This is a genomic window from Leifsonia sp. KNZ12-8B (assembly GCF_056755495.1).
Genome location: NZ_JBPGXM010000010.1, coordinates 1 through 18,923 on the forward strand (window position 1 = coordinate 1; position 18,923 = coordinate 18,923).

An 18,923-nucleotide genomic window follows, 5' to 3' on the forward strand; every position below is an offset into this window, starting at 1 on the left:
CTCCCCTGCCGTCCCGCTGGTGCCACACCCTCCCCCCACCGGTTAGCGTGCGCACAGGCCGCCATTCCGGCGGCAGGAGGAGCGCCGGGCACCGGTCCCGGCTGGTGAGAGGAGCGGGACATGGCCGATCAGCCATACACGGCGATCGCCGCGCAGTACGCGAGCGAAGACGAGGCGGTGGCCGACTTCGACGCGCTGCACGCCCATTACAAGGACGCCGGCAGGCACGCGTCGTTCGACGCCGCCGTTGTCGTGCGCGACATGGAGGGGAAGGTGTCGATCCCGAAGCGGGACGACGGCGCGAAGCACCACGGCGGCCGCAAGGGCCTCGCGATCGGTCTCGCGGGCGGGCTCGTCGTCGCGCTGTTCCCCGCCGTCGCGCTGGGCGGAGCGCTCCTGGCCGGCGGCGGGGCCGGCGCCGGCATCGGGGCGCTGGCGGGGCACATCTCCAAGAAGTCGTCCGCCGAGGGGCTCAAGACGATCAGCGAGACCCTGCACGCCGGCAGCGCCGGGATCGTGGTCGTCGTGGAGCCCGAGAAGGCGGACGAGATCGTCGGCCTGCTGACGCACGCCACCTCGGTCACCCGCAAGGACATCGCCGTCGACGAGGAGAAGCTGGACGACGAGGTTCAGGACGCCGCCGAGTGACCCGGCCGCACGCGGTCCCCCTGGGCACCGGCCCCCGGTCAGCCCGCCTGGGCCAGGTGCTTGACGAACAGCACCTGCGCGGCGATCAGCCGCCGGATCTCGTCCGGGTCCACCGACTCGTCGGAGGCGTGGATGCGGGACTGCTTGGTGTCCTCCGCGCCCCACAGCACGATCGCCGCACCGGGCGCGACCTTCTGCAGGGAGGCCACCAGCGGGATGGAGGCTCCGCTCCCGATCGACTCGACCGGCGCCCCGTACGCCTCCTGCATCGCGTCCATCGCCGCACGGATCGCCGGGTGCTGCTCGTCGACGCGGAAGGCGTGGCCGACCTTCACCTTCTCGACCTCCACCTCGCAGTTCCACGGCCGCTGGGCCCGCAGGTGCGCCATCAGCGCCTCCAGCTGCGCGTCGCCGTCCGAGCCGGGGACCACCCGCATCGACAGCTTCGCGGTGACCGACGGCAGGAGGACGTTCGACGCCTCCGCCGTGCTCGGGAGGTCCATGCCGAGCACCGTGACCGATGGCTTCATCCAGATCCGGTCGGCGAGCGAGCCCGTGCCGAGGTAGTCGACGCCGGGGAGGATGGAGGAGCCCTCCCGGTACACGGGCTCGTCCATGTCGGCGCCCTCCCAACGTCCGGCGTCGACGCCGGGGATCACCGTGTCGCCGTTCGCGTCGTGCAGGGTGTCCAGGATGCGGATCATGGCGGTCAGCGCGTCGGGGGCCGCGCCGCCGAACATGCCGGAGTGCACCGGGTTCGCGAGGGTCCTGACCGTGACCGTGCACGCGACGTCGCCGCGGAGGGCCGTCGTGAGCCCCGGGCGCCCCACCTCCTGTCCGCCGATGTCGGCGATGACCGCCGCGTCGCAGCGGAACAGCTCGGGATGGGCCTCGACGAACGCCTCCAGGTGCGAGATCGTCTCCTCCTCCCCCTCCGAGAGCAGGATGACGCGGCACGGGCGGTCGGGTCCGAGCAGTTTCAACGTGGCGTAGTTGGCGACGAGCCCCGACGTGTCGTCGGCGGCGCCGCGGCCGTAGATGCGGCCGTCCGCCTTCCGCGTCGGCTCCCACGGCGCACTCGTCCAGCCCTGGCTCTCCGGCGCCGGCTGCACGTCGTAGTGGGCGTACAGCAGGACGGTCGGCGCTCCCTCCGGCCCGGGCAGGTCGGCGTACACGCACGGATAGCCGCCCGGCACGTCCAGCAGCCGGGCGTCCTCCGCACCGGCGGCCCGGAACAGGTCGACGACGGCCTGCCCCATCCGGTGCACGGGCTCCGGGTCGAATCCCGGGAACGCGACGGACGGGATGCGCACCAGTGCGTCCAGCCGTTCGAGCACGTCGGGCATGATCGCCTCCGCCGCTGCGGCGGTGTCGGCCACGGTGTCTGTCATGAGTGACCCCCTGTCGGTCGTGCGGTCAGCGCGGGACGACGAGTTGGATGAGCAGGCCGGACGCGACGACGGCGACCCACGAGACGAGCATCGGGATGGTGAACGAATGCCACACCGGCACCTGGGTCAACCTGGTCGACCCGGTCCGGTCCGTCTCCACCGAGGCGATCTGCGAGCCGTTCGCGGGGAACAGCCACACGCCGATCAGCGACGGCCACATCGCGGTGATGACCCCCGGTCCGAGCCCGGCGGCGAGCGCGATCGGGATGAGCGTGTTCGTCGTCGCGGACTGGCTGGTGGTGAGGCCGCAGACGATGAACAAGGCCACCGCGAGCAGCAGCGGGTTGGCCTGGATGAGCTCCCCGAGCGGCTTGATGATGGTCTCCTCGTTGGCCGAGATGAAGGTGTCCGCCATCCAGGCGATGCCGAAGAGCGCGACGGCGGCGACGAATCCGGCGCGCAGCAGCGGCTGCTCGACCACGGCCGACGGCTTGACCCGGCGCACCAGGATGATCACCAGCGCGACGGTGAACATCACCATCTCGATGACGACCGCCATCGCGAGCGGCGTGAGGGCGCCGTCCTCGTCGGGGAAGGCGGGCCGCAGGCCGGGGAACAGGCCAAGCGCGACCACGATCAGCGTCCCGGCGACGAAGATCCACGCCGCCGTCGCTCCCCCGGGCGGCACCGGGTGCTCGATCGAGGACGCCTCCTCTTTGGAGAGTCGCCCGCGGCTGCGCGGCGGCTTGGTGGCGACAGCGGTGGCCCCCGCCGCCTCCGTCGGCGCCCCCGTCGCCGTGCCGGCCGCTCCGCCCGCCGCCGCGGCCGTCGCCCGGTCGTACCGCGCCGACAGTGCCGCCGGCACCTCGACCGTGCCGGCCTCGACCCGCTTGCGGAACACCGGGTCGTCGACGAGCTCCTTGCCGATCCGCTGCTGGACGAGCGAGGTCACCAGGCAGGCGATGATCGCGGACGGGATGGTGATGAGCAGCACCTGCGGGAGGCCGAAGCCCTTCGACTCCATCAGCACCAGGTACGCCGCCATCGCCGCCGACACCGGGCTGGCCGTGATGCCGAGGCCGGAGGTAACGGTCGAGGAGGCCAGCGCGCGCTCCGGCCGCTGGCCGTTGCGGTACGCCGTCTCGTAGATGACGGGGATGAGCGCGAAGAAGATGTTCGAGGTGCCGGAGAGCACGGTGAAGACGAAGGCGACCAGCGGCGCGACGTACGTCAGGCGCCTCGGGTTGCGCTGGATGATCTTCGACGCGATCGAGACGAGGTAGTCGATGCCGCCGGCCGCCTGCATGGCGCTCGACGCGGTGATCACGGCGATGATGATGAAGAAGGCGTCGATCGGCGGCGATCCCGGCGGCAGCCGGAAGACGAAGACGAGGATCGCGGTGCCGACGACGCCCCAGAGGCCCAGGCCGATCCCCCCGGTCCGGACGCCCAGCACGATCGCGCCGATGACCACGCACGCCTGAACGATGACCAGTGCGATCTCCATGGCGGCCTCCCTGCTCGGCATCAGGATGCACCCGCGGAACGCGGAACGGAATAACCGATTTCCCGCGGCCCGGCGGCGCCGCGATCGGCTCTAGCCAATCGGTGCCACCAGGCGTTATCTTCCGGGCACCGGTTGCTCGGGGGGCCGCGCGAGTGGAGAGGCAAGGGATCCGGATGAACACCGATCTGACGATGACCACCACCGTCCACGACGACTTCTGCGCCGTCCCGTACCTGCGGCAGGGGCAGCTGATCTCGCTCGTGCACTGGTCGCACGAGCGAGGAGAGTGGCACTACACCACTCTCCTCGCGGAGTACCGCCACCGGGACGAGGGAACCTGGTACGTCTGCGTGCGCGGTGAGGAGACCGAGCTCCGCCGGGCGGAGTGGGCGCTCTTCACCTGAGCCTCACTCCCCCGCCAGCACCTCGTCGAGGCGCTCGTATCCTTCGGTGACGCCCTTCTCCATGCCGGAGGCCACCATGCCGTCGCGCGCCTCCAGGCTCGGGTAGACCGCGTGGCCCGTGACGCGCGTGCGGCCGCCTTGCAGCGCCTCGAAGGTGACGGACTCGATGCTCACCACGTCCGGGTAGCCCTCGAACTCGAAGGTCTGGATCGCGAACTCGTTGTCGCGGACCACATGGAACACGCCGTTGAACGCGTACTCCTGGTCGCCGTCGCGGTGGATGTAGCGGTAGCGCCCTCCTGTCGTGAAGTCGTACTCGTCGATCCGCATCTCGTAGCCGCGCGGGCCGAGCCAGCGGCTGACCAGCTCCGGGTCGCGGTAGGCGCGGAAGACGCGCTCCACGGGGTGGTCGAACTCGCGCGCGATGTCGATGAAGGGCAGCCCCTCGGGCGCGGTGATGGTCACCGCGTTGGTGCTGCGCGTGGTGCTCTCGTCGGTCATGATCCTGCTCCTTCGCTCTCATATCCAACCAACGGCTTTATCAACCGATTCGTTGAATATGGTAGCCGCCGCAGGTCATGGCGTCAACACCCTCCCGTCCCCCTAGGCTGGCCGGGTGAGCGCAGCAGCCCCCACCGATCCCCTCGTCCACATCGCCGGCTTCCGGATGGACTTCGGCCGCACCACGGTCATCCGGGACCTCTCCTTCGACATCGCCCGGGGCGAGACGTTCGGGTTCCTCGGCAGCAACGGCTCCGGCAAGACGACGACGATCCGCGCCCTGCTCGGCATCTACCAGCCGACCGCCGGCGTACTCCACATCGACGGCCGCCCGTTCAGCCCGGAGGCCGGGGAGCGGCTCGGCTACCTGCCGGAGGAGCGCGGCCTCTACAAGAAGGAGTCCGTCATCGACGTGATGGTCTACTTCGGCCGGCTGAAGGGGCTGGGCGCCGAGCAGGCCAGGCGCTGGTCCCGCACCTACCTCGAGCGCGTCGGCATCGGCGACAAGGAGAAGGTGCGCCTCGACAAGCTCTCCGGCGGCCAGCAGCAGAAGGTGCAGCTCGGCGTGACCATCATGAACGAGCCGGAGCTGCTCATCCTCGACGAGCCGACCAAGGGCTTCGACCCGGTCAACCGGCGCCTCCTGATGGACATCATCGCCGACCAGAAGCGCGCCGGCTCCACGGTCATGATGGTGACGCACCAGATGGAGGAGGTGGAGCGCCTCTGCGACCGCGTCATCCTCCTCAAGGACGGCGTCTCGCGCGCCTACGGCACGGTCACCGAGGTGCAGGAGCAGTTCGGCGGCACGATCGTGCACGTCGACCACGACGGCGCCCTGCCGGCGTCGGCCTCCTACCGCGTCCTCTCCGACGCGGCCGGCCGCGCCGAGCTCGAGCCCGCTCCCGGCGCCGACCCCGCCGCCATCCTCCGCGAGCTGGTGGACGCGGGGGTCCGTGTCACCCGCTTCGCCCCCACCCGCAAGTCGCTCGACGACATCTTCGTCGAGGTCTACGGCGCCGAGAGCCGCCAGGAGGATTGACATGGCCAGGCACAACCTCTCCACCGTCATCTCGTTCGAGTTCAGCCGCACGGTGACGAAGAAGCGGTTCTGGGCGATCACGCTCATCCTGCCGCTGCTCGTCTTCGGGCTCGGCGCGCTCATCGTCGCGTCGAACGTCTCCACCTCCACCACCGCCGACGAGCAGAAGAACGCGCGCTTCGAGTTCCTCTACACCGACGCCTCCGGCCTGATCGATCCCGGCCTCGCCCGCCAGTACGGCGGAAGCGCGATCGAGAGCAGCGCGGAGGGCGTCGAGGAGGTGCAGATCGGCGGCACGACGGCCTACTTCGACTACCCCGCCGACCCAGCCACCGAGCAGGTCCGGATCTGGGGCGCCGACGCGGGCCTGTTCCAGAACAGCCGGTACGCGGCCGTCGCCGAGAGCCTCCTGGCCACCAGCGTGGAGCAGCGGCTCGACTCCCCCACCGACGTCGCCGTGCTCCGTGGCGACGTGAAGACCTCGACCACGACCTTCAAAGACGGCGCCGTCGCGCCGGGGTTCGAGGCCATCCTCCCGGCGCTGGTGTTCCTGGCCGCGTTCTTCGTCGTGATCGTGTTCCTCGGCAACCAGATGCTCAACTCCACCCTGGAGGAGAAGGAGAACCGCGTCACCGAGATGATCCTCACCACGATCAACCCGACCAACCTGCTGATCGGCAAGGTGGTGTCGCTGTTCCTGATCGGACTGATCCAGATCGCGGCGTTCGCGCTGCCGGTGCTGATCGGGTACCTGTTCTTCCGCGACCAGTTGAACATCCCTGACCTCGATCTCAGCGGGCTCGTGTTCGATCCGCAGAAGATGATCGTGGGCGCGTTGATCCTGATCGGCGGCTTCGCCCTGTTCACCGGGACGCTGGTCGCGGTCGGCGCGGTCATGCCGACGGCGAAGGACGCGGCCCCGGTGTTCTCGGTCGTGATCTTCGCCGTGGTGATCCCGCTGTATGCCTCCGGCTTCGCGATCAGCTCGCCGCAGTCGCCGATCGTGCAGATCCTCGCGTTCTTCCCGTACACCGCGCCCATCACCGCGCTGCTGCTCAACGCGTTCGGCTCGCTGCCGCTGTGGCAGGCGATCATCATCATCGTGGAGCTGTTCGTGCTGGCCGCGATCGTGCTGCGGCTGGCCGTGCGGCTGTTCCGGTACGGCTCGATCGAGTACTCCAGCAAGGTGCGCATCCGCGACGTGCTGGGCCGCCGCTCCCCCGCGCCGGAGCGGGCCGCCGAGCGGACCGGCGCCTGATGCGCGCGGTGGTCGTCGGCGAGCCCGGCGGTCCGGAGGTGCTGCGGGAGGCCGTGGTGCCCGACCCGTCGCCCGCGCCGGGAGAGGTGCGCATCCGGGTCGCCGCGGCCGGGCTCAACGGCGCCGACCTCAGCCAGCGGCGCGGCTTCTACCCGCCGCCCGCCGGTGCGCCGGAGTGGCCGGGGCTGGAGGTGTCCGGCACGATCGACGCGGTCGGCGCCGAGGTGGCGGGCTGGAGCGTCGGCGACCGGGTGTGCGCGCTGCTGCCGGGCGGCGGCTACGCCGAACTGGTCACTGTCGACGCCGGTCTGGTCCTCCCCGTGCCGGAGGAGGTCGACCTGGTGGAGGCCGCCGGGCTCCCGGAGGTCGTCGCGACCGTCTGGTCGAACGTGTTCCAGCTGGGCGGGCTCATCGCCGGCGAGACGCTCCTCGCGCACGGCGGGTCGAGCGGCATCGGCAGCATGGCGATCCAGCTGGGCCGCGCGTTCGGCGCGACCGTGATCGCCACGGCCGGCAGCCCTGAGAAGGCCGAGTTCTGCCGCGGCCTCGGCGCGGACGCCGCCGTCGAGTACCGCACGCAGGACTTCGTCGCCGCGGCGCTCGCCCTCACCGACGGCCGCGGCGTCGACGTCGTGCTCGACATCGTCGGCGGCGCCTACATCGCCCGCGATCTCGACGCGCTCGCCACCGGCGGCCGCATCATGGCGATCGCGACCCGCGACCGGACCCCGGCCTCCCTCGACATCGGGCTGCTGATGCGCAAGCGCGCACGGCTCTGGGGCACGACGCTCCGCGCCCGGCCGCTGGAGGAGCGTCGCGCCATCATCGCCGACGTGCGCGACCGCGTGTGGCCGCTCCTCGCGGACGGTCGCGTGCGCCCGGTCATCGACGCGGTGTTCCCCCTGGCCGACGCGGCGCAGGCGCATCGGCGGATGGAGTCGTCCGCGCACCTCGGGAAGATCCTGCTGCGCGTCGGCTGAGCATGTCGACGGCGGCCGCGACCGCCGCGCCCGCCGCATACGCGACGAGGTCCGTCGCCTGGAACGTCGTGCCGAACACCAGGGCGAGCGGAGGCGCGGCGGCGGCGAGCAACGCAGGCAGCGGGGTGAGCTGGAGCAGCTCGACGGCCGCGCAGGCGGCGATCGCGACGGCCGCCGCGACCGGTGGCCGGAGCCCAGGGCCGACGACGGCGACGAGGAGGTACACGAGCGCCGCGTAGAGCGCGTCGCCGAGAACCTCTCCCGGCCCTCCGGGGACGGCGACGTGCACGGCGAGCCCCGCCGCGACCGTGGCGACCGCCGCGCCGGCCAGGGCGGCTCGTCGTCGTCCGGATCGCATTCCCGCAGACTAGCCGCGCCCTGTGGAGGCCCGCGTCCCTCCACAGAATGACGATCGGCCCGCAGCGCGGCGGGCGCAGGTGGCAGGATCGAACGCATGACCGACAGCACCTCCCCCGCCTCCGCCGACCGGCCCGCTCCGACCAGGCAGCCGTCCGATGCGGCGCTCCTCTCGCTCCCCAAGGCCGAGCTGCACCTCCACATCGAGGGCACGCTCGAGCCGGAGCTCGCCTTCGAGCTGGCCGGCCGCAACGGCGTGGCGCTGCCGTTCGCGTCGGTCGACGAGCTCGCGGCGGCGTACGACTTCAGCGACCTGCAGTCGTTCCTCGACCTCTACTACGCGACGATGGCCGTGCTGCAGACGGAGGACGACTTCGCCGAGCTGACCCGCACCTACCTGCGCCGGGCGGCCGAGCAGGGCGTGCGGCACGCCGAGCTGTTCTTCGACCCGCAGGCGCACACCGCGCGCGGGGTGGCCATCGAGACCGTGATCGACGGGATCGGCGGCGCACTCGACGAGGCCGGGCGCGACCTCGGCATCAGCGGCGGTCTCATCCTGTGCTTCCTGCGCGACCAGCCCGTGGCGTCGGCGGACCGCACGCTGAGCGCCGCACTCACCCGGCGCGAGCGCCTCCTCGGCGTCGGCCTCGACTCCGCCGAGGTCGGCTACCCGCCGTCGCTGTTCCAGGACGTCTTCGCGCGCGCCAGGGCCGAGGGGCTGCACGCTGTCGCGCACGCGGGCGAGGAGGGGCCCGCCGAGTACGTCGTCGAAGCGCTCGACCTGCTGCGCGCCGAGCGCATCGACCACGGCATCCGCTCCCTCGACGACCCGGCCCTGATCGTGCGGCTCGCCCGCGAGCGCATCCCGCTCACGGTCTGCCCGCTGTCGAACCAGCGGCTGCAGGCGACGCCCGACCTCGCGCAGCACCCGCTGGACCGGCTGGCGGAGGCCGGGGTGGCGGTGACGATCAACTCCGACGACCCGGCGTACTTCGGCGGCTACGCCGGAGACAACTTCATCGCGGTGCGTGACGCGCTGGGCCTGACGACGTCCCAGGCGGAGTGGTACGCGCGCACGTCGATCGACGCCTCCTTCGCCTCCGCCAACCGCAAGGCGGAGCTGCGACGCGAGCTGGAGGCGTGGCGCGGATGACACCGTCGCCGGCACCCGCCACTTCCGGCACGTTCGTCACCTCCGACGGCCGTGATGTCCGCTGGTTCGATACCGGCGGAGACGCCGGCGCGCCAGTGCTGCTGTGGCACCACGGCACCCCGCAGACCGGCGCCGTCATCGAGCCGATCGCCCGCGCGGCGGCGGCCCGCGGCATCCGCGTGGTCTCCTGCGCGCGCCCCGGCTACCCGGGCTCGACGCCCCTCCCCGGCCGCAGCGTCGCCGACGCGGCCCGCGACGCGCTCGCCGTGGCCGCGTCGCTCGGCGCCGACCGGCTGATCACCGCCGGAGCCTCCGGAGGCGGCCCGCACGCGCTCGCCTGCGCCGCGCTCGCGCCGGACCGGGTGGGCGCCGTGCTGGTGATCGCGGGCATCGCACCCTACGACGGCGGCCCCGACTGGTTCGCGGGCATGGCCGACCCGAGCGGCACCGGCACGGCCCTGCTCGGCCGGGAGGCGCGTGCCGTCCACGCGCAGACGGCCGGATTCGACCCGAACAGCTTCATCGACCGCGACTACGCGGCCCTCGACGGCCCGTGGCGGGCCCTCGGCGCCGACGCCGCCGCCGGCGCAGCGGCGGGCCATGACGGCGAGATCGACGACGACGTGGCCTACGTCACCCCGTGGGGCGTCGACCTCGCGACGATCCCCGCCCCGGTCCTCCTCGTCCAGGGCGGCCGCGACCGCGTCGTGCCTCCCCTCCACGCCCACCGCCAGCTGGAGCGCCTCCCCACCGCCGAGCTCTGGCTGCGCCCCCGCGAGGGCCACGTCTCGGTGCTCACGGCGCTGGCGACGGGTCTCGATTGGGCGCTGGCCCAGCGGGAGGCGTGACCACACCGACCGCGAGCAACGCGCCTCGACTGGGCGCTGGGCCGGCGGGGGCGTGACGACACCGACTCCCGGCTACGCGCCTCGACTGGGCACTGGGCCGGCGGGAGGCGCGACGACGCGAACGGGCGCCCCGCGATCCTTCGCGAGGCGCCCGTCGCAGATGTCGCCGCGTCAGCCGCGTCAGCCGCGCGACACTCCGTTCACGCCGCGGCGCCCGCGGGTCCAGAGCAGGTAGCCGCCGAGCAGCAGCGCGAGCGCGACGACCACGATCGGCGCGACGACCGAGCCGGTCGACGCCAGCGCGCTCGCCGCCGAACCGGCCACCGCGGCCGGGTCGCCGCCCGCAGTGCCGCCACCGGCGCCACCGCCGGCACCGGCGCCGCCGCCCGCACCGCCCGGGGTGCCGCCGGACGGCGCGCCGTCGGCGGTGACCTCGAACGGCACCACGACCTGCACCGCGCTCTGCGCTCCGGTGAGCGTCACGGTGTGCTGGCCCTCATCCTCCGGAGCGGTGACGGTGACCGTCGCCGAGCCGCTCAGGACGTCGGTGCGCGGCAGCGTCACCGGGTCGGACTGCACCACGCCGCCGACCTGGCGGTCGCCGGCCCAGCCGCTGAGCGTCACCGTGAACTCCTCGCCCGGCTTCACGGTGCTCTTCGAGGCGGTCGCCTTGGCGCCGGCGCTGAGCTTCGCGTAGCTGCGCTCCAGCTGCAGGGCGTTCGCGATGGTGAAGAAGGTGTCGGTCTGGTCGGTGAGGCCGACGACGTTCGCGGCGCCAGGGCCGTAACCCGCGATGCGGAGCTGCGCTCCGGTGTGCTGCTGCGATCCGCCGGCCGCGGCGGTGCCGTAGGCGACCTTCATCACGGTGCCGTCGGCCGTGGTCAGCGCGGTGCTGAGGGTCGACGGCGGGGTGGAGTCGACGATCTGGCTGGTGTGCGCGTGGTCGGCGGTCACGATCACGAGCGTGTTGCCGTCCTTCTTCGCGAACGCGAGCGCGGCCTGCACGGCCTCGTCGAGGTCGACCGTCTCGCCGATCTGGCCGCAGGCGTTGGCCGAGTGGTCCTGCTTGTCGATGCTGGCGCCCTCCACCTGCAGGAAGAAGCCGTCGCCGCCTGGCTTGTCGAGCAGCGAGATCGCCTTGCTCGTCAGCGACGCGAGCGAGAGCTTCGTGTCGAGGCGGTCCGGGTTGGGCTGGCAGGAGACGGGCGCCTGGTCGGCGCCGCCGACGGTCGCGGTGGTCGGCGCGTAGCGGGTCGGGAAGTTGCCCGGCGTGAACACGCCGAGCAGGGGCTTGTCCTGGTCCGCCTCCGTCACCGCGTCGAGGCCGGCGGCGTCGCCGACGACCTGGTAGCCGCGGTCCTCCGCCTGCTCGAACAGGGTCTCGCCCTGCCACTGGCCGGCCTTGGCGGTCTGCGTGAAGGAGGTGGAGCCTCCACCCAGGGTGACGTCGGCGCGCGCGTCGAGCAGCTGCTCGCTGATCGAGCCGAGGCCGCCCTTGTCGAGCGCGTCGGCGCCGCAGGTCGCGCTGTCGGGGCCGTAGCAGGAGCGGGCGCCGACGTGCGCGACCTCGACGGCCGGGGTCGCGTCCTGGATCTCGGCGGTGCTCACGTTGCCCGTCCGGAGGCCGTTGGCACGGGCGAGCTCCAGCAGCGTCGCGTGCGGCGTGCCGTCGATGTCGACGCCCACCGCGTTGTCGTAGGTCTTGGTGCCGGTCGACCACGCGGTCCCGGTCGCGGCCGAGTCGGGCACGTAGTCCGGCTTGCCCTTGTTCGCGCCGTCCTTGTACAGCGAGTAGGTCGTGTACTGCCCGGTGAGCGGGAGGGCGTCGATGCCCGGCAGCATCCCCCCGGCGCCGTACTGGTAGTTGCGCGCGACGGTGATCTCGCTGTCGCCCATCCCGTCGCCGATGAGGAGGATGACGTTCTTGGCCGGACCGTTCGCGATCGACGCGCGCAGCGCCGCCGTGGAGTCCTGCTGGTCGCGGGTCGCGCCGCCGGGGTCGGAGGGCGCCGCGAAGGCCGGCGCCGGCAGCAGGGCGGCGGCGAGCAGCCCGGAGGCCGCCGCGAGCGCCAGCACGCCGCCGCGCCGGCGCGAGGAGGAGAAGGACATGGTGAGGTGATCCTTTCGAGGAGAGGGAACGCCTCACAGCCCACCGGTGCGCCGTGAACCACCCGTGAACGGGGGTCGGCGACGATGTGAACATCCTCAGCAAGGACACGCTCGCACTACTCGAACAACGCGTGACTGCGACCTGATGGTGGAGATGGGGGGAATCGAACCCCCGTCCACTGCTGTGGTCATGTGCCTTCTACGGGCGTAGCCAGTGCAGACGTGTTCTCGGCCCCGGATCTTGTCGCTGGCACCTGATCCGACGGGCCCAGTATCAGTGGAAGTCCCTCTGCGCCCTGATGCTCAACGCAGAAGCAAGTCCTCTAGCTGACGCCAGGATCCGGGTAGAGGACGATTCCCGGTCTGACGGTCTCTCTAAATGGCGGAGGTGAACTTACGCCGCGAGGGCGAAGTCGGCCTTGGCCGAGACAGTGCTCTTGGAATTGGCACTTATTTTTTCGCATGCATCGTTAACGAGATAAGCATGCATCCTCGACCCGCTTCTCACAGTCACGCAGGCAATGTCGAAACCGATCATCCCCATGCGCGGCCTGTTGGCCGGGTCGCAGTCACGCGCTGTTGAGTTGTGGAGGTGCTGGTCGCCGTCTCCGGCGAGCTTCTCATCATACAACACCACAGACCCGCGTTCTATGCCAGCATCGGGGAATGGCCGACACGATCATCACCGTCCAGGGCGAGTACGAGCTGCGCCACCCCTCCGAGCGCGGCACGGTGCGCCTCCTGATCGCCTACGACGGCGAGGACCGGGAGGAGACGCTGGCGCTGGCCGCACAGCGGCATCAGCAGCTCGCCCGCGAGCTGCGCGACCTGCACGAGGGGGCCTCCGCCCCGGTCACCCAGTGGTCGTCCGACAGCCTGCGCGTGTGGGGCGAGCGCCCGTGGAACCAGGAGGGGCGTCAGCTCCCGGTCGTCTACCGCGCCCAGGTGGGCGTCGAGGCGGTGTTCGGCGAGCTCGGCGCGCTCTCCGACTGGGTCGGCGTCGTGTCCCTGCTCGACGGCGTGCAGGTGGAGGGGGTGACCTGGGGGCTGACCGAGGCCCGGCGGCAGACCCTCACCCAGGAGGCGCGCCGCCGCGCGGTCGAGAACGCCGTCGCCAAGGCCACGGTCTACGCGACCAGCCTCGGCCTCTCCGCCGTGCGCCCGCTCGCGCTCAGCGACCCCGGCATGCTCGGCGACGGCGCCGCTCCCCCGCAGCCGCCGCAGCCCATGTTCGCTCGCGTCGCCTCCGACACGGGAAGCGCCACGCTCGCCCTCAAGCCAGAAGAGCTGACGATCGCGGTTCAGGTGCACGCGCGGTTCGCCGCGTCCTGATCCGCGACGGCCTCAGAGGTCTCCGGAGCCCGGCGTCGCCGGCGGTGCGGGCGTCGACGGTGGACGCAGCGGGAAGTCGGCCAGGTTCAGGACGCGCGTCGCCGTCACCGTGCCGCCGGAGCGCGTGCCGACGACAATCACCTCGTCGCCCGCCGCGAAATCGGAGGCCGAGCCTCCCTCCGCGCCCGGGTGGCCGTACACCGTGGAGGAGGTGAGCTTCACCGTGACCGTGCGGCCCGCGTCGGTGGTGAGCTTCCAGGTCGAGCCCGAGATGGAGTCGATGGTCCCGCGCACGAGCGCCTTCTGCGAGCCGGGGTTCTGCGGAGGCTGCCCCTCGCCACGGTCCCCGCGATCGCCCCGGTCCCCGCGATCGCCCCGGTCCATCTGACCGAGCCACGACATCACGGGTGCCGCGCGGGAGGCGAACGTCGCGACGGTGAACGCGCCGACGCCGACCGCGCCGAACAGCACGATCACCCCGAGGACGAGCGTCGAGATCGCGAACGCCAGCCCGTGCCGCTTGTAGAACGGCTCGTGGGGCTCCGCTGCACCCGGCTCGGGCGCTCCCGGCGCGGGCGCTCCCGGCTCGGGCGCGCGCGCCTCCGGCTCCTGCGGCTGATCGTCCATGGACTCATGCAAGCACCACCCGGCCGAAACGGGGCTGCCAACTCGTTATGAACCGGGTGTGAACCCTCAGGCCGGCTGGACGAGCACCGAGCGCAGTTTGGCGAGCTCCAGCTCGTCCATCCCGGCGTCGAGGAGGTACTCGTGCACCCCGCCGTGCTCGCGGTCGATGAGGTCGAGCACCGCCTCCAGCGCCTCGGGCGGGCTGCCGCCGAGGATGACGCGCAGGTCGGGCGTGACCTCGACGCCGTGCCTGCGGATCATGGCGATCATCCCCTCCAGCCACGGCCCGTCGAGGTTCGCCTGGGTGGCGGCGTAGTCGGCGATGACCGTCTCGCGGTCGACGCCGACGGCGAGCAGGGCGAGGGCGACGACCATGCCGGTGCGGTCCTTGCCGGCGGTGCAGTGCACGACGACGGCGTCCTCCCCGGTGTCGGCGATCTCGCGCAGGGCGCGCACGACGACGTCGCGGTGCTGCAGCACGATCTTCTCGTAGAGGTCCACGAGGGTCGCGCCGATGGTGGAGGCGGAGGCCCCCGACCCCTCGAACACCGGGAGGTGCAGCACGGTGACGTCGAGCCCCGCCAGGTCGTCGGGCTGCGCCGTCACCTCGAAGTCGTCGCGGAGGTCGATGACGACGCGCACGTCACGCTCGCGCAGGGCCGCACGGCCATCCTCGCCGAGCCGGGCGAGCCCGTCCGAGCGGTACAGCTTGCCCCGGCGGGTCGTCCCGCCGTCGGTCGGGTAGCCGCCGACGTCGCGGAAGTTGTACGTGCCGTTGACGGGGAGGGGCCGGGCCGGAGTGGTCATGCGCTCAGTCTGTCACCCGCCGCCGACGCACCCGCCGCCGACGCACCCGCCGCCTGCACGGCCGCCGCGGCCGGGATCACTCCCCCAGGTGCCGCCGGCTCGACATCGCACGCTCGGCCTCGCGCTTGTCCTGCCGCTCGCGCAGCGCCTGGCGCTTGTCGTACTCGCGCTTGCCCTTGGCGACCGCGATCTCGACCTTGGCCCGGCCGTCGTTGAAGTAGATCTGCAGCGGCACGATTGTGTAGCCGCCCTGCTTGACCTTGCTCTCGATCTTGAGGATCTGCTGCTTGTGCAGCAGCAGCTTGCGCTTGCGCCGCGGAGCGTGGTTGTTCCAGGTGCCGTCGGCGTACTCGGGGATGTGCACGGCGTCGAGCCACGCCTCCCCGCCGTCGATGAAGCCGTACCCGTCGACGAGCGACGCCCGGCCGAGCCGCAGCGACTTGACCTCGGTGCCGGTCAGCACCAGGCCGGCCTCGAAGGTGTCCTCGATGAGGTAGTCGTGACGGGCGCGGCGGTTGGTGGCGACCACCTTCTGCCCCTTCTCCTTGGGCACGGCTCACTCCTCACGATCGGACGACGGGATGCCACCCGGCACGCGGCCGGGCAGCAGACCAGTCTAGCGCTAGACCTTGAGATACCGCTTGATCGCGAAGTTCGCGCTGGCGGCCGCGAGCACGACGCCGATGATGACGAGCACCGGGATGACCAGCCACGCCTGCTCCATCGACACGAAGTTGATCGACTGGATGCGTTCGCCCAGGTACCCGCGCACGAAATACTGCACCAGCAGCGAGATGACGACGCACGACAGGATCGAGCCGATCAGCGCCGCGATCACGCCCTCGATGATGAACGGGGTCTGGATGAAGCGGTTCGATGCTCCGACCAGCCGCATGATCCCGATCTCCCGCCGTCGTGAGAACGCGGAGAGCCGGATGGTCGTCGCGATCAGCAGCACGGCCGCGATGAGCATGATCGCCGCGATGCCGATCGCCGTGAGGCTGGCCGCGTTCAGGATGCTGAAGATCTGGTCGAGGTAGCTGCGCTGGTCGACGACGCTCTGCACCCCCGCGGCGCCCGACAGCGTCTCGGTGAGCACGGCCGAGTTGTTCGGGTCCTTGAGGTTCACCCAGAACGTCTGCGGGATCATCTCCGGCGTGACGAAGTCGGCGATCTGGTTGCCCTTGAACTGCTGCTGGAACTGCTCGTAGCCCTGCTGCTGGTCCTGGAAGTAGAACTTCTGGATGTACGGCGACAGCTCCGGCGACTCCAGCTGCTTCTGCACGGCGGCGATGGTCTGCTCGGTCGCGGCGCCGCCCTGGCAGTTGTCGGTCTCGGTGCACATGTACACCGCCACCTGGGCGCGGTCGTACCAGTAGGTCTTCATCTGGCCGATCTGCAGCTGCAGCAGCACCGCGGTGCCGACGAAGGTCAGCGAGATGAAGGTCACGAGGATGACCGAGACGACCATCGAGAGGTTGCGGCGGAGGCCGTTGGCGACCTCCGACCAGATGAGCCCGAATCTCATTTCGTCGGCCCCACATTCTGCTCGCCGTCGCGTTCGTCGCCCTCGCGCAGGCCGCGCAGGTCGAGGTTCGCGGTGAAGTTCAAGTGCTCCGGCAGCTCCTCCGAGGCCGGTGCCGGCGGCACGGGCGCTGTCGCGAACTGCACGGGAGCGGGATAGCGGTCGGGCGCGGGCTGCTGCGCAGCGGCGGGCGCCGGCTGCTGCTGCACCGGCTGCTGCGGCTGCGGCTGCTGCTGCACCGGCTGCGGCACGGACACCGGACCGGTCGGGTTGCCGGTGGGAGCGTGCGGCCGCGTCATCGGCTGCGCGGCGGGAGCGGCGACGGGGACCGCTGCCGGCACGGGAGCGGCGGCGGGGACGGGCGCGTGCTGAGCGGGCGCGTGCTGCACCGCCGCGTGCTGCACCGCCGCGTGCTGCGCCGCCGCGTGCTGCGCGGGCACCTGCTGCGGCTGCGCCGCGTGCGCCCCCTGCGCCACCGGGATCGCGGCCGTGAAGCCGTATCCGCCGTGCCGCTCGTCGCGGACGATCTGGCCGCCGACCAGCTCGATCACGCGGCGCTTCATCTGGTCGACGATCGCCGCCTCGTGCGTGGCCATGAGCACCGTGGTGCCGCCGGCGTTGATGCGCTCGAGCACCGCCATGATCCCGGCGCTGGTCGCGGGGTCGAGGTTTCCGGTCGGCTCGTCGGCGAGGAGGATCTGCGGCTTGTTCACGACGGCACGTGCGATGGCGACGCGCTGCTGCTCACCGCCGGAGAGCTCGTTGGGGAGGCGCTGCTCCTTGCCCTCGAGGCCCACCATCTTGAGCACGTCGGGCACGGCCTCCTGGATGAACCCGCGGGACTTGCCGATGACCTGCAGCGTGAAGGCGACGTTCTGGAAGACCGTCTTGTTGGGCAGCAGGCGGAAGTCCTGGAAGACGACGCCGATGTTGCGGCGGAAGTACGGCACCTTGCGCGAGGAGATCGTGCCGAGGTCCTGACCCAGGACGTGGATCTTCCCCTTGGTCGGCTTCTCCTCCTTGAGGATGAGGCGCAGGCAGCTGGACTTGCCGGAACCGGAGGCGCCGACGAGGAAGACGAACTCTCCGCGCAGCACTTCCAGGTTGATGCCGTTCAGCGCCGGACGCGTGGTGCCCGAATACTGCTTGGATACGTGTTCGAACCGGATCATGACGTCTAGAGACTAGACACGAACCGGCCGAACCGGCACCGCGACATGCCAGGCGGTCCCAAGCCTGAGCGTCGGGTGGACTACGCCTGAGCCTCGGCTTTGTTGCCGGCACGCCAGCGGATGCCCGCGGCGATGAACCCGTCGAGGTCGCCGTCGAACACCGTCTGCGGGTTGCCGGACTCGTAGCCGGTGCGCAGGTCCTTCACGAGCTGCTGGCCGTAGAGGAAGTAGGAGCGCATCTGGTCGCCCCAGCTCGCGGTGATGGTGCCGGCGAGCTCCTTCTTCTTGGCGGCCTCCTCCTCCTTCTGGAGCAGCAGGAGGCGCGTCTGCAGCACGCGCATCGCGGCGGCGCGGTTCTGGATCTGCGACTTCTCGTTCTGCATCGAGACGACGATGCCGGTCGGGAGGTGGGTGATGCGCACGGCGGAGTCGGTCGTGTTGACCGACTGGCCGCCCGGGCCCGAGGAGCGGAACACGTCGATGCGGATGTCGCCCTCGGGGATGTCCACCTCGGTGGCCTCCTCCATGAGCGGGATGACCTCGACCGCCGCGAACGACGTCTGCCGCTTGTCGGCGGAGCCGAACGGGCTGATGCGCGCCAGGCGGTGGGTGCCGGCCTCGACCGACAGCGTGCCGAAGGCGTACGGCACGTCGACCTCGAATGTCGCCGACTTGATGCCAGCGCCCTCGGCGTAGGAGGTGTCCATCACCTTCACCGGGTACTTGTGCTGCTCCGCCCACCGCAGGTACATGCGCAGCAGCATCTCGGCGAAGTCGGTGGCGTCGTCGCCGCCGGCGCCGGAGCGGATGGTCACGATCGCGGCGCGGTCGTCGTACTCGCCGCTCAGGAGGGTCTGCACCTCGAGGTCGCCCAGCGCCTTCTGCAGCGCCTCCAGCTCGGCGCGGGCCTCGGTCGCCGACTCCTCGTCGTCGCCCTCGTTGGCCATCTCGACCAGCACCTCCAGGTCGTCGAGGCGCTGCTCGATGGAGGTGATCCGGTTGAGCTCGGACTGGCGATGGCTGAGCGCGCTGGTCACCTTCTGCGCGTTCGCGGTGTCGTCCCAGAGGTCGGGAGCACCCGCCTTCTCGCTGAGGTCGGCGATGTCGGCGCGGAGCCGGTCGACGTCGACGACGGCCTGGATGTCGGAGAGCGTCGAGCGCAGGTCGGCGATCTGCTGGGAGAGGTCGAGTTCGATCATGTCGCGTCCAGCCTACCGGCCGCCGCCGGACGGGAGCAGGGAAGCCCGGGAAGCCCGCGACGG

At 71.4% G+C, this 18,923-nt stretch carries 19 protein-coding genes and 1 other RNA gene; 8 read left to right on the forward strand and 12 right to left on the reverse strand.

Features of this window, described 5'->3' with window-relative positions:
- The first annotated feature begins 120 nt into the window (after positions 1–120).
- On the forward strand, positions 121–648 hold the full coding sequence (locus tag ACR9ZG_RS02720; protein WP_481283286.1) for a DUF1269 domain-containing protein: 528 nt from the start codon (positions 121–123) through the stop codon (positions 646–648).
- A 38-nt stretch (positions 649–686) separates the two neighbouring features.
- Here ACR9ZG_RS02720 and ACR9ZG_RS02725 read toward each other — a convergent pair whose 3' ends face one another.
- Entirely contained in the window at positions 687–2,039 is a 1,353-nt protein-coding gene (locus ACR9ZG_RS02725; protein ID WP_481283287.1) for a M20/M25/M40 family metallo-hydrolase, read from the reverse strand.
- A 25-nt stretch (positions 2,040–2,064) separates the two neighbouring features.
- Complete coding sequence (locus tag ACR9ZG_RS02730; protein ID WP_481283288.1) at positions 2,065–3,546, reverse strand: anaerobic C4-dicarboxylate transporter family protein; 1,482 nt, start codon at positions 3,544–3,546, stop codon at positions 2,065–2,067.
- 173 nt (positions 3,547–3,719) lie between these two features.
- Between ACR9ZG_RS02730 and ACR9ZG_RS02735 the strand changes: the two genes are divergently transcribed.
- Positions 3,720–3,950: a hypothetical protein gene (locus ACR9ZG_RS02735; protein ID WP_481283289.1), complete on the forward strand. Its 231-nt coding sequence runs from the start codon at positions 3,720–3,722 to the stop codon at positions 3,948–3,950.
- Between the two features lie 3 nt (positions 3,951–3,953).
- Here the strand turns inward: ACR9ZG_RS02735 and ACR9ZG_RS02740 are convergent, their stop codons facing one another.
- Complete coding sequence (locus tag ACR9ZG_RS02740; RefSeq protein WP_481283290.1) at positions 3,954–4,451, reverse strand: SRPBCC family protein; 498 nt, start codon at positions 4,449–4,451, stop codon at positions 3,954–3,956.
- Positions 4,452–4,617: 166 nt separating this feature from the next.
- Here ACR9ZG_RS02740 and ACR9ZG_RS02745 point away from each other — a divergent pair, with 166 nt between their 5' ends.
- Genes ACR9ZG_RS02745 through ACR9ZG_RS02755 form a run of 3 tightly spaced genes read left to right on the forward strand, consistent with a single transcriptional unit; the run spans position 4,618 to position 7,731 of the window.
- Positions 4,618–5,493 (forward strand): ABC transporter ATP-binding protein, encoded by an 876-nt coding sequence (locus tag ACR9ZG_RS02745; RefSeq protein WP_481283338.1) that lies wholly within the window; start codon positions 4,618–4,620, stop codon positions 5,491–5,493.
- Position 5,494: 1 nt separating this feature from the next.
- Positions 5,495–6,751: an ABC transporter permease gene (locus ACR9ZG_RS02750; protein ID WP_481283291.1), complete on the forward strand. Its 1,257-nt coding sequence runs from the start codon at positions 5,495–5,497 to the stop codon at positions 6,749–6,751.
- Positions 6,751–7,731 (forward strand): NAD(P)H-quinone oxidoreductase, encoded by a 981-nt coding sequence (locus tag ACR9ZG_RS02755; protein ID WP_481283292.1) that lies wholly within the window; start codon positions 6,751–6,753, stop codon positions 7,729–7,731. Before ACR9ZG_RS02750 ends, ACR9ZG_RS02755 begins: the two co-directional genes overlap by 1 nt.
- Here the strand turns inward: ACR9ZG_RS02755 and ACR9ZG_RS02760 are convergent.
- Positions 7,634–8,089, reverse strand: coding sequence for a DUF2809 domain-containing protein (locus ACR9ZG_RS02760; RefSeq protein WP_481283293.1), 456 nt, complete (start codon positions 8,087–8,089; stop codon positions 7,634–7,636). The two genes, ACR9ZG_RS02755 and ACR9ZG_RS02760, sit on opposite strands and share 98 nt — an antisense overlap.
- 96 nt (positions 8,090–8,185) lie before the next feature.
- On the opposite strand from ACR9ZG_RS02760, the gene ACR9ZG_RS02765 reads away from it, so the two are divergent.
- Together ACR9ZG_RS02765 and ACR9ZG_RS02770 are read left to right on the forward strand one after the other, a co-directional pair.
- Positions 8,186–9,241: an adenosine deaminase gene (locus tag ACR9ZG_RS02765; protein WP_481283294.1), complete on the forward strand. Its 1,056-nt coding sequence runs from the start codon at positions 8,186–8,188 to the stop codon at positions 9,239–9,241.
- A complete protein-coding gene (locus ACR9ZG_RS02770) occupies positions 9,238–10,089 on the forward strand; it encodes an alpha/beta fold hydrolase (RefSeq protein WP_481283295.1) in 852 nt (283 codons plus the stop codon). The genes ACR9ZG_RS02765 and ACR9ZG_RS02770 overlap by 4 nt, the downstream gene beginning before the upstream one ends.
- Positions 10,090–10,269: 180 nt before the next feature.
- Here the strand turns inward: ACR9ZG_RS02770 and phoA are convergent, their stop codons facing one another.
- Positions 10,270–12,198 carry an alkaline phosphatase gene (gene phoA / locus ACR9ZG_RS02775; RefSeq protein WP_481283296.1) on the reverse strand — a complete coding sequence of 643 codons (1,929 nt, stop codon included), beginning with the start codon at positions 12,196–12,198 and terminating at the stop codon, positions 10,270–10,272.
- A gap of 146 nt (positions 12,199–12,344) precedes the next feature.
- Positions 12,345–12,740, reverse strand: a transfer-messenger RNA (tmRNA) gene (ssrA, locus tag ACR9ZG_RS02780).
- A 124-nt stretch (positions 12,741–12,864) separates the two neighbouring features.
- Between ssrA and ACR9ZG_RS02785 the strand changes: the two genes are divergently transcribed.
- Complete coding sequence (locus tag ACR9ZG_RS02785; RefSeq protein WP_481283297.1) at positions 12,865–13,530, forward strand: SIMPL domain-containing protein; 666 nt, start codon at positions 12,865–12,867, stop codon at positions 13,528–13,530.
- Positions 13,531–13,542: 12 nt separating this feature from the next.
- On the opposite strand, the gene ACR9ZG_RS02790 is transcribed toward ACR9ZG_RS02785, so the two are convergent.
- From ACR9ZG_RS02790 to prfB, 6 genes are all read right to left on the reverse strand, one after another.
- Positions 13,543–14,157 carry a DUF5666 domain-containing protein gene (locus ACR9ZG_RS02790; RefSeq protein ID WP_481283298.1) on the reverse strand — a complete coding sequence of 205 codons (615 nt, stop codon included), beginning with the start codon at positions 14,155–14,157 and terminating at the stop codon, positions 13,543–13,545.
- 66 nt (positions 14,158–14,223) lie between these two features.
- Complete coding sequence (locus ACR9ZG_RS02795) at positions 14,224–14,964, reverse strand: tyrosine-protein phosphatase (protein ID WP_481283299.1); 741 nt, start codon at positions 14,962–14,964, stop codon at positions 14,224–14,226.
- Between the two features lie 76 nt (positions 14,965–15,040).
- Positions 15,041–15,517 carry an SsrA-binding protein SmpB gene (gene smpB / locus ACR9ZG_RS02800; RefSeq protein ID WP_481283300.1) on the reverse strand — a complete coding sequence of 159 codons (477 nt, stop codon included), beginning with the start codon at positions 15,515–15,517 and terminating at the stop codon, positions 15,041–15,043.
- A 69-nt stretch (positions 15,518–15,586) separates the two neighbouring features.
- Positions 15,587–16,492 carry a permease-like cell division protein FtsX gene (ftsX, locus tag ACR9ZG_RS02805; protein ID WP_481283301.1) on the reverse strand — a complete coding sequence of 302 codons (906 nt, stop codon included), beginning with the start codon at positions 16,490–16,492 and terminating at the stop codon, positions 15,587–15,589.
- Positions 16,489–17,661 carry a cell division ATP-binding protein FtsE gene (ftsE, locus tag ACR9ZG_RS02810; RefSeq protein ID WP_481283302.1) on the reverse strand — a complete coding sequence of 391 codons (1,173 nt, stop codon included), beginning with the start codon at positions 17,659–17,661 and terminating at the stop codon, positions 16,489–16,491. The genes ftsX and ftsE overlap by 4 nt, the downstream gene beginning before the upstream one ends.
- 80 nt (positions 17,662–17,741) lie before the next feature.
- Positions 17,742–18,860, reverse strand: coding sequence for a peptide chain release factor 2 (gene prfB / locus ACR9ZG_RS02815; protein WP_481283303.1), 1,119 nt, complete (start codon positions 18,858–18,860; stop codon positions 17,742–17,744).
- Positions 18,861–18,923 lie beyond the last annotated feature (63 nt).

Coding starts and splice junctions, on each gene's coding strand:
- ACR9ZG_RS02760 (WP_481283293.1), bottom strand. CDS start 8,089: ATGCGATCCGGACGACGACGAGCCGCCCTGGCCGGCGCGGCGGTCGCC.
- ACR9ZG_RS02765 (WP_481283294.1), top strand. CDS start 8,186: ATGACCGACAGCACCTCCCCCGCCTCCGCCGACCGGCCCGCTCCGACC.
- prfB (WP_481283303.1), bottom strand. CDS start 18,860: ATGATCGAACTCGACCTCTCCCAGCAGATCGCCGACCTGCGCTCGACG.
- ACR9ZG_RS02745 (WP_481283338.1), top strand. CDS start 4,618: ATGGACTTCGGCCGCACCACGGTCATCCGGGACCTCTCCTTCGACATC.
- ACR9ZG_RS02750 (WP_481283291.1), top strand. CDS start 5,495: ATGGCCAGGCACAACCTCTCCACCGTCATCTCGTTCGAGTTCAGCCGC.
- ACR9ZG_RS02795 (WP_481283299.1), bottom strand. CDS start 14,964: ATGACCACTCCGGCCCGGCCCCTCCCCGTCAACGGCACGTACAACTTC.
- ACR9ZG_RS02755 (WP_481283292.1), top strand. CDS start 6,751: ATGCGCGCGGTGGTCGTCGGCGAGCCCGGCGGTCCGGAGGTGCTGCGG.
- ACR9ZG_RS02790 (WP_481283298.1), bottom strand. CDS start 14,157: ATGGACGATCAGCCGCAGGAGCCGGAGGCGCGCGCGCCCGAGCCGGGA.
- ACR9ZG_RS02730 (WP_481283288.1), bottom strand. CDS start 3,546: ATGGAGATCGCACTGGTCATCGTTCAGGCGTGCGTGGTCATCGGCGCG.
- ftsE (WP_481283302.1), bottom strand. CDS start 17,661: ATGATCCGGTTCGAACACGTATCCAAGCAGTATTCGGGCACCACGCGT.
- ACR9ZG_RS02725 (WP_481283287.1), bottom strand. CDS start 2,039: ATGACAGACACCGTGGCCGACACCGCCGCAGCGGCGGAGGCGATCATG.
- ftsX (WP_481283301.1), bottom strand. CDS start 16,492: ATGAGATTCGGGCTCATCTGGTCGGAGGTCGCCAACGGCCTCCGCCGC.
- ACR9ZG_RS02770 (WP_481283295.1), top strand. CDS start 9,238: ATGACACCGTCGCCGGCACCCGCCACTTCCGGCACGTTCGTCACCTCC.
- ACR9ZG_RS02785 (WP_481283297.1), top strand. CDS start 12,865: ATGGCCGACACGATCATCACCGTCCAGGGCGAGTACGAGCTGCGCCAC.
- ACR9ZG_RS02720 (WP_481283286.1), top strand. CDS start 121: ATGGCCGATCAGCCATACACGGCGATCGCCGCGCAGTACGCGAGCGAA.
- phoA (WP_481283296.1), bottom strand. CDS start 12,198: ATGTCCTTCTCCTCCTCGCGCCGGCGCGGCGGCGTGCTGGCGCTCGCG.
- ACR9ZG_RS02735 (WP_481283289.1), top strand. CDS start 3,720: ATGAACACCGATCTGACGATGACCACCACCGTCCACGACGACTTCTGC.
- ACR9ZG_RS02740 (WP_481283290.1), bottom strand. CDS start 4,451: ATGACCGACGAGAGCACCACGCGCAGCACCAACGCGGTGACCATCACC.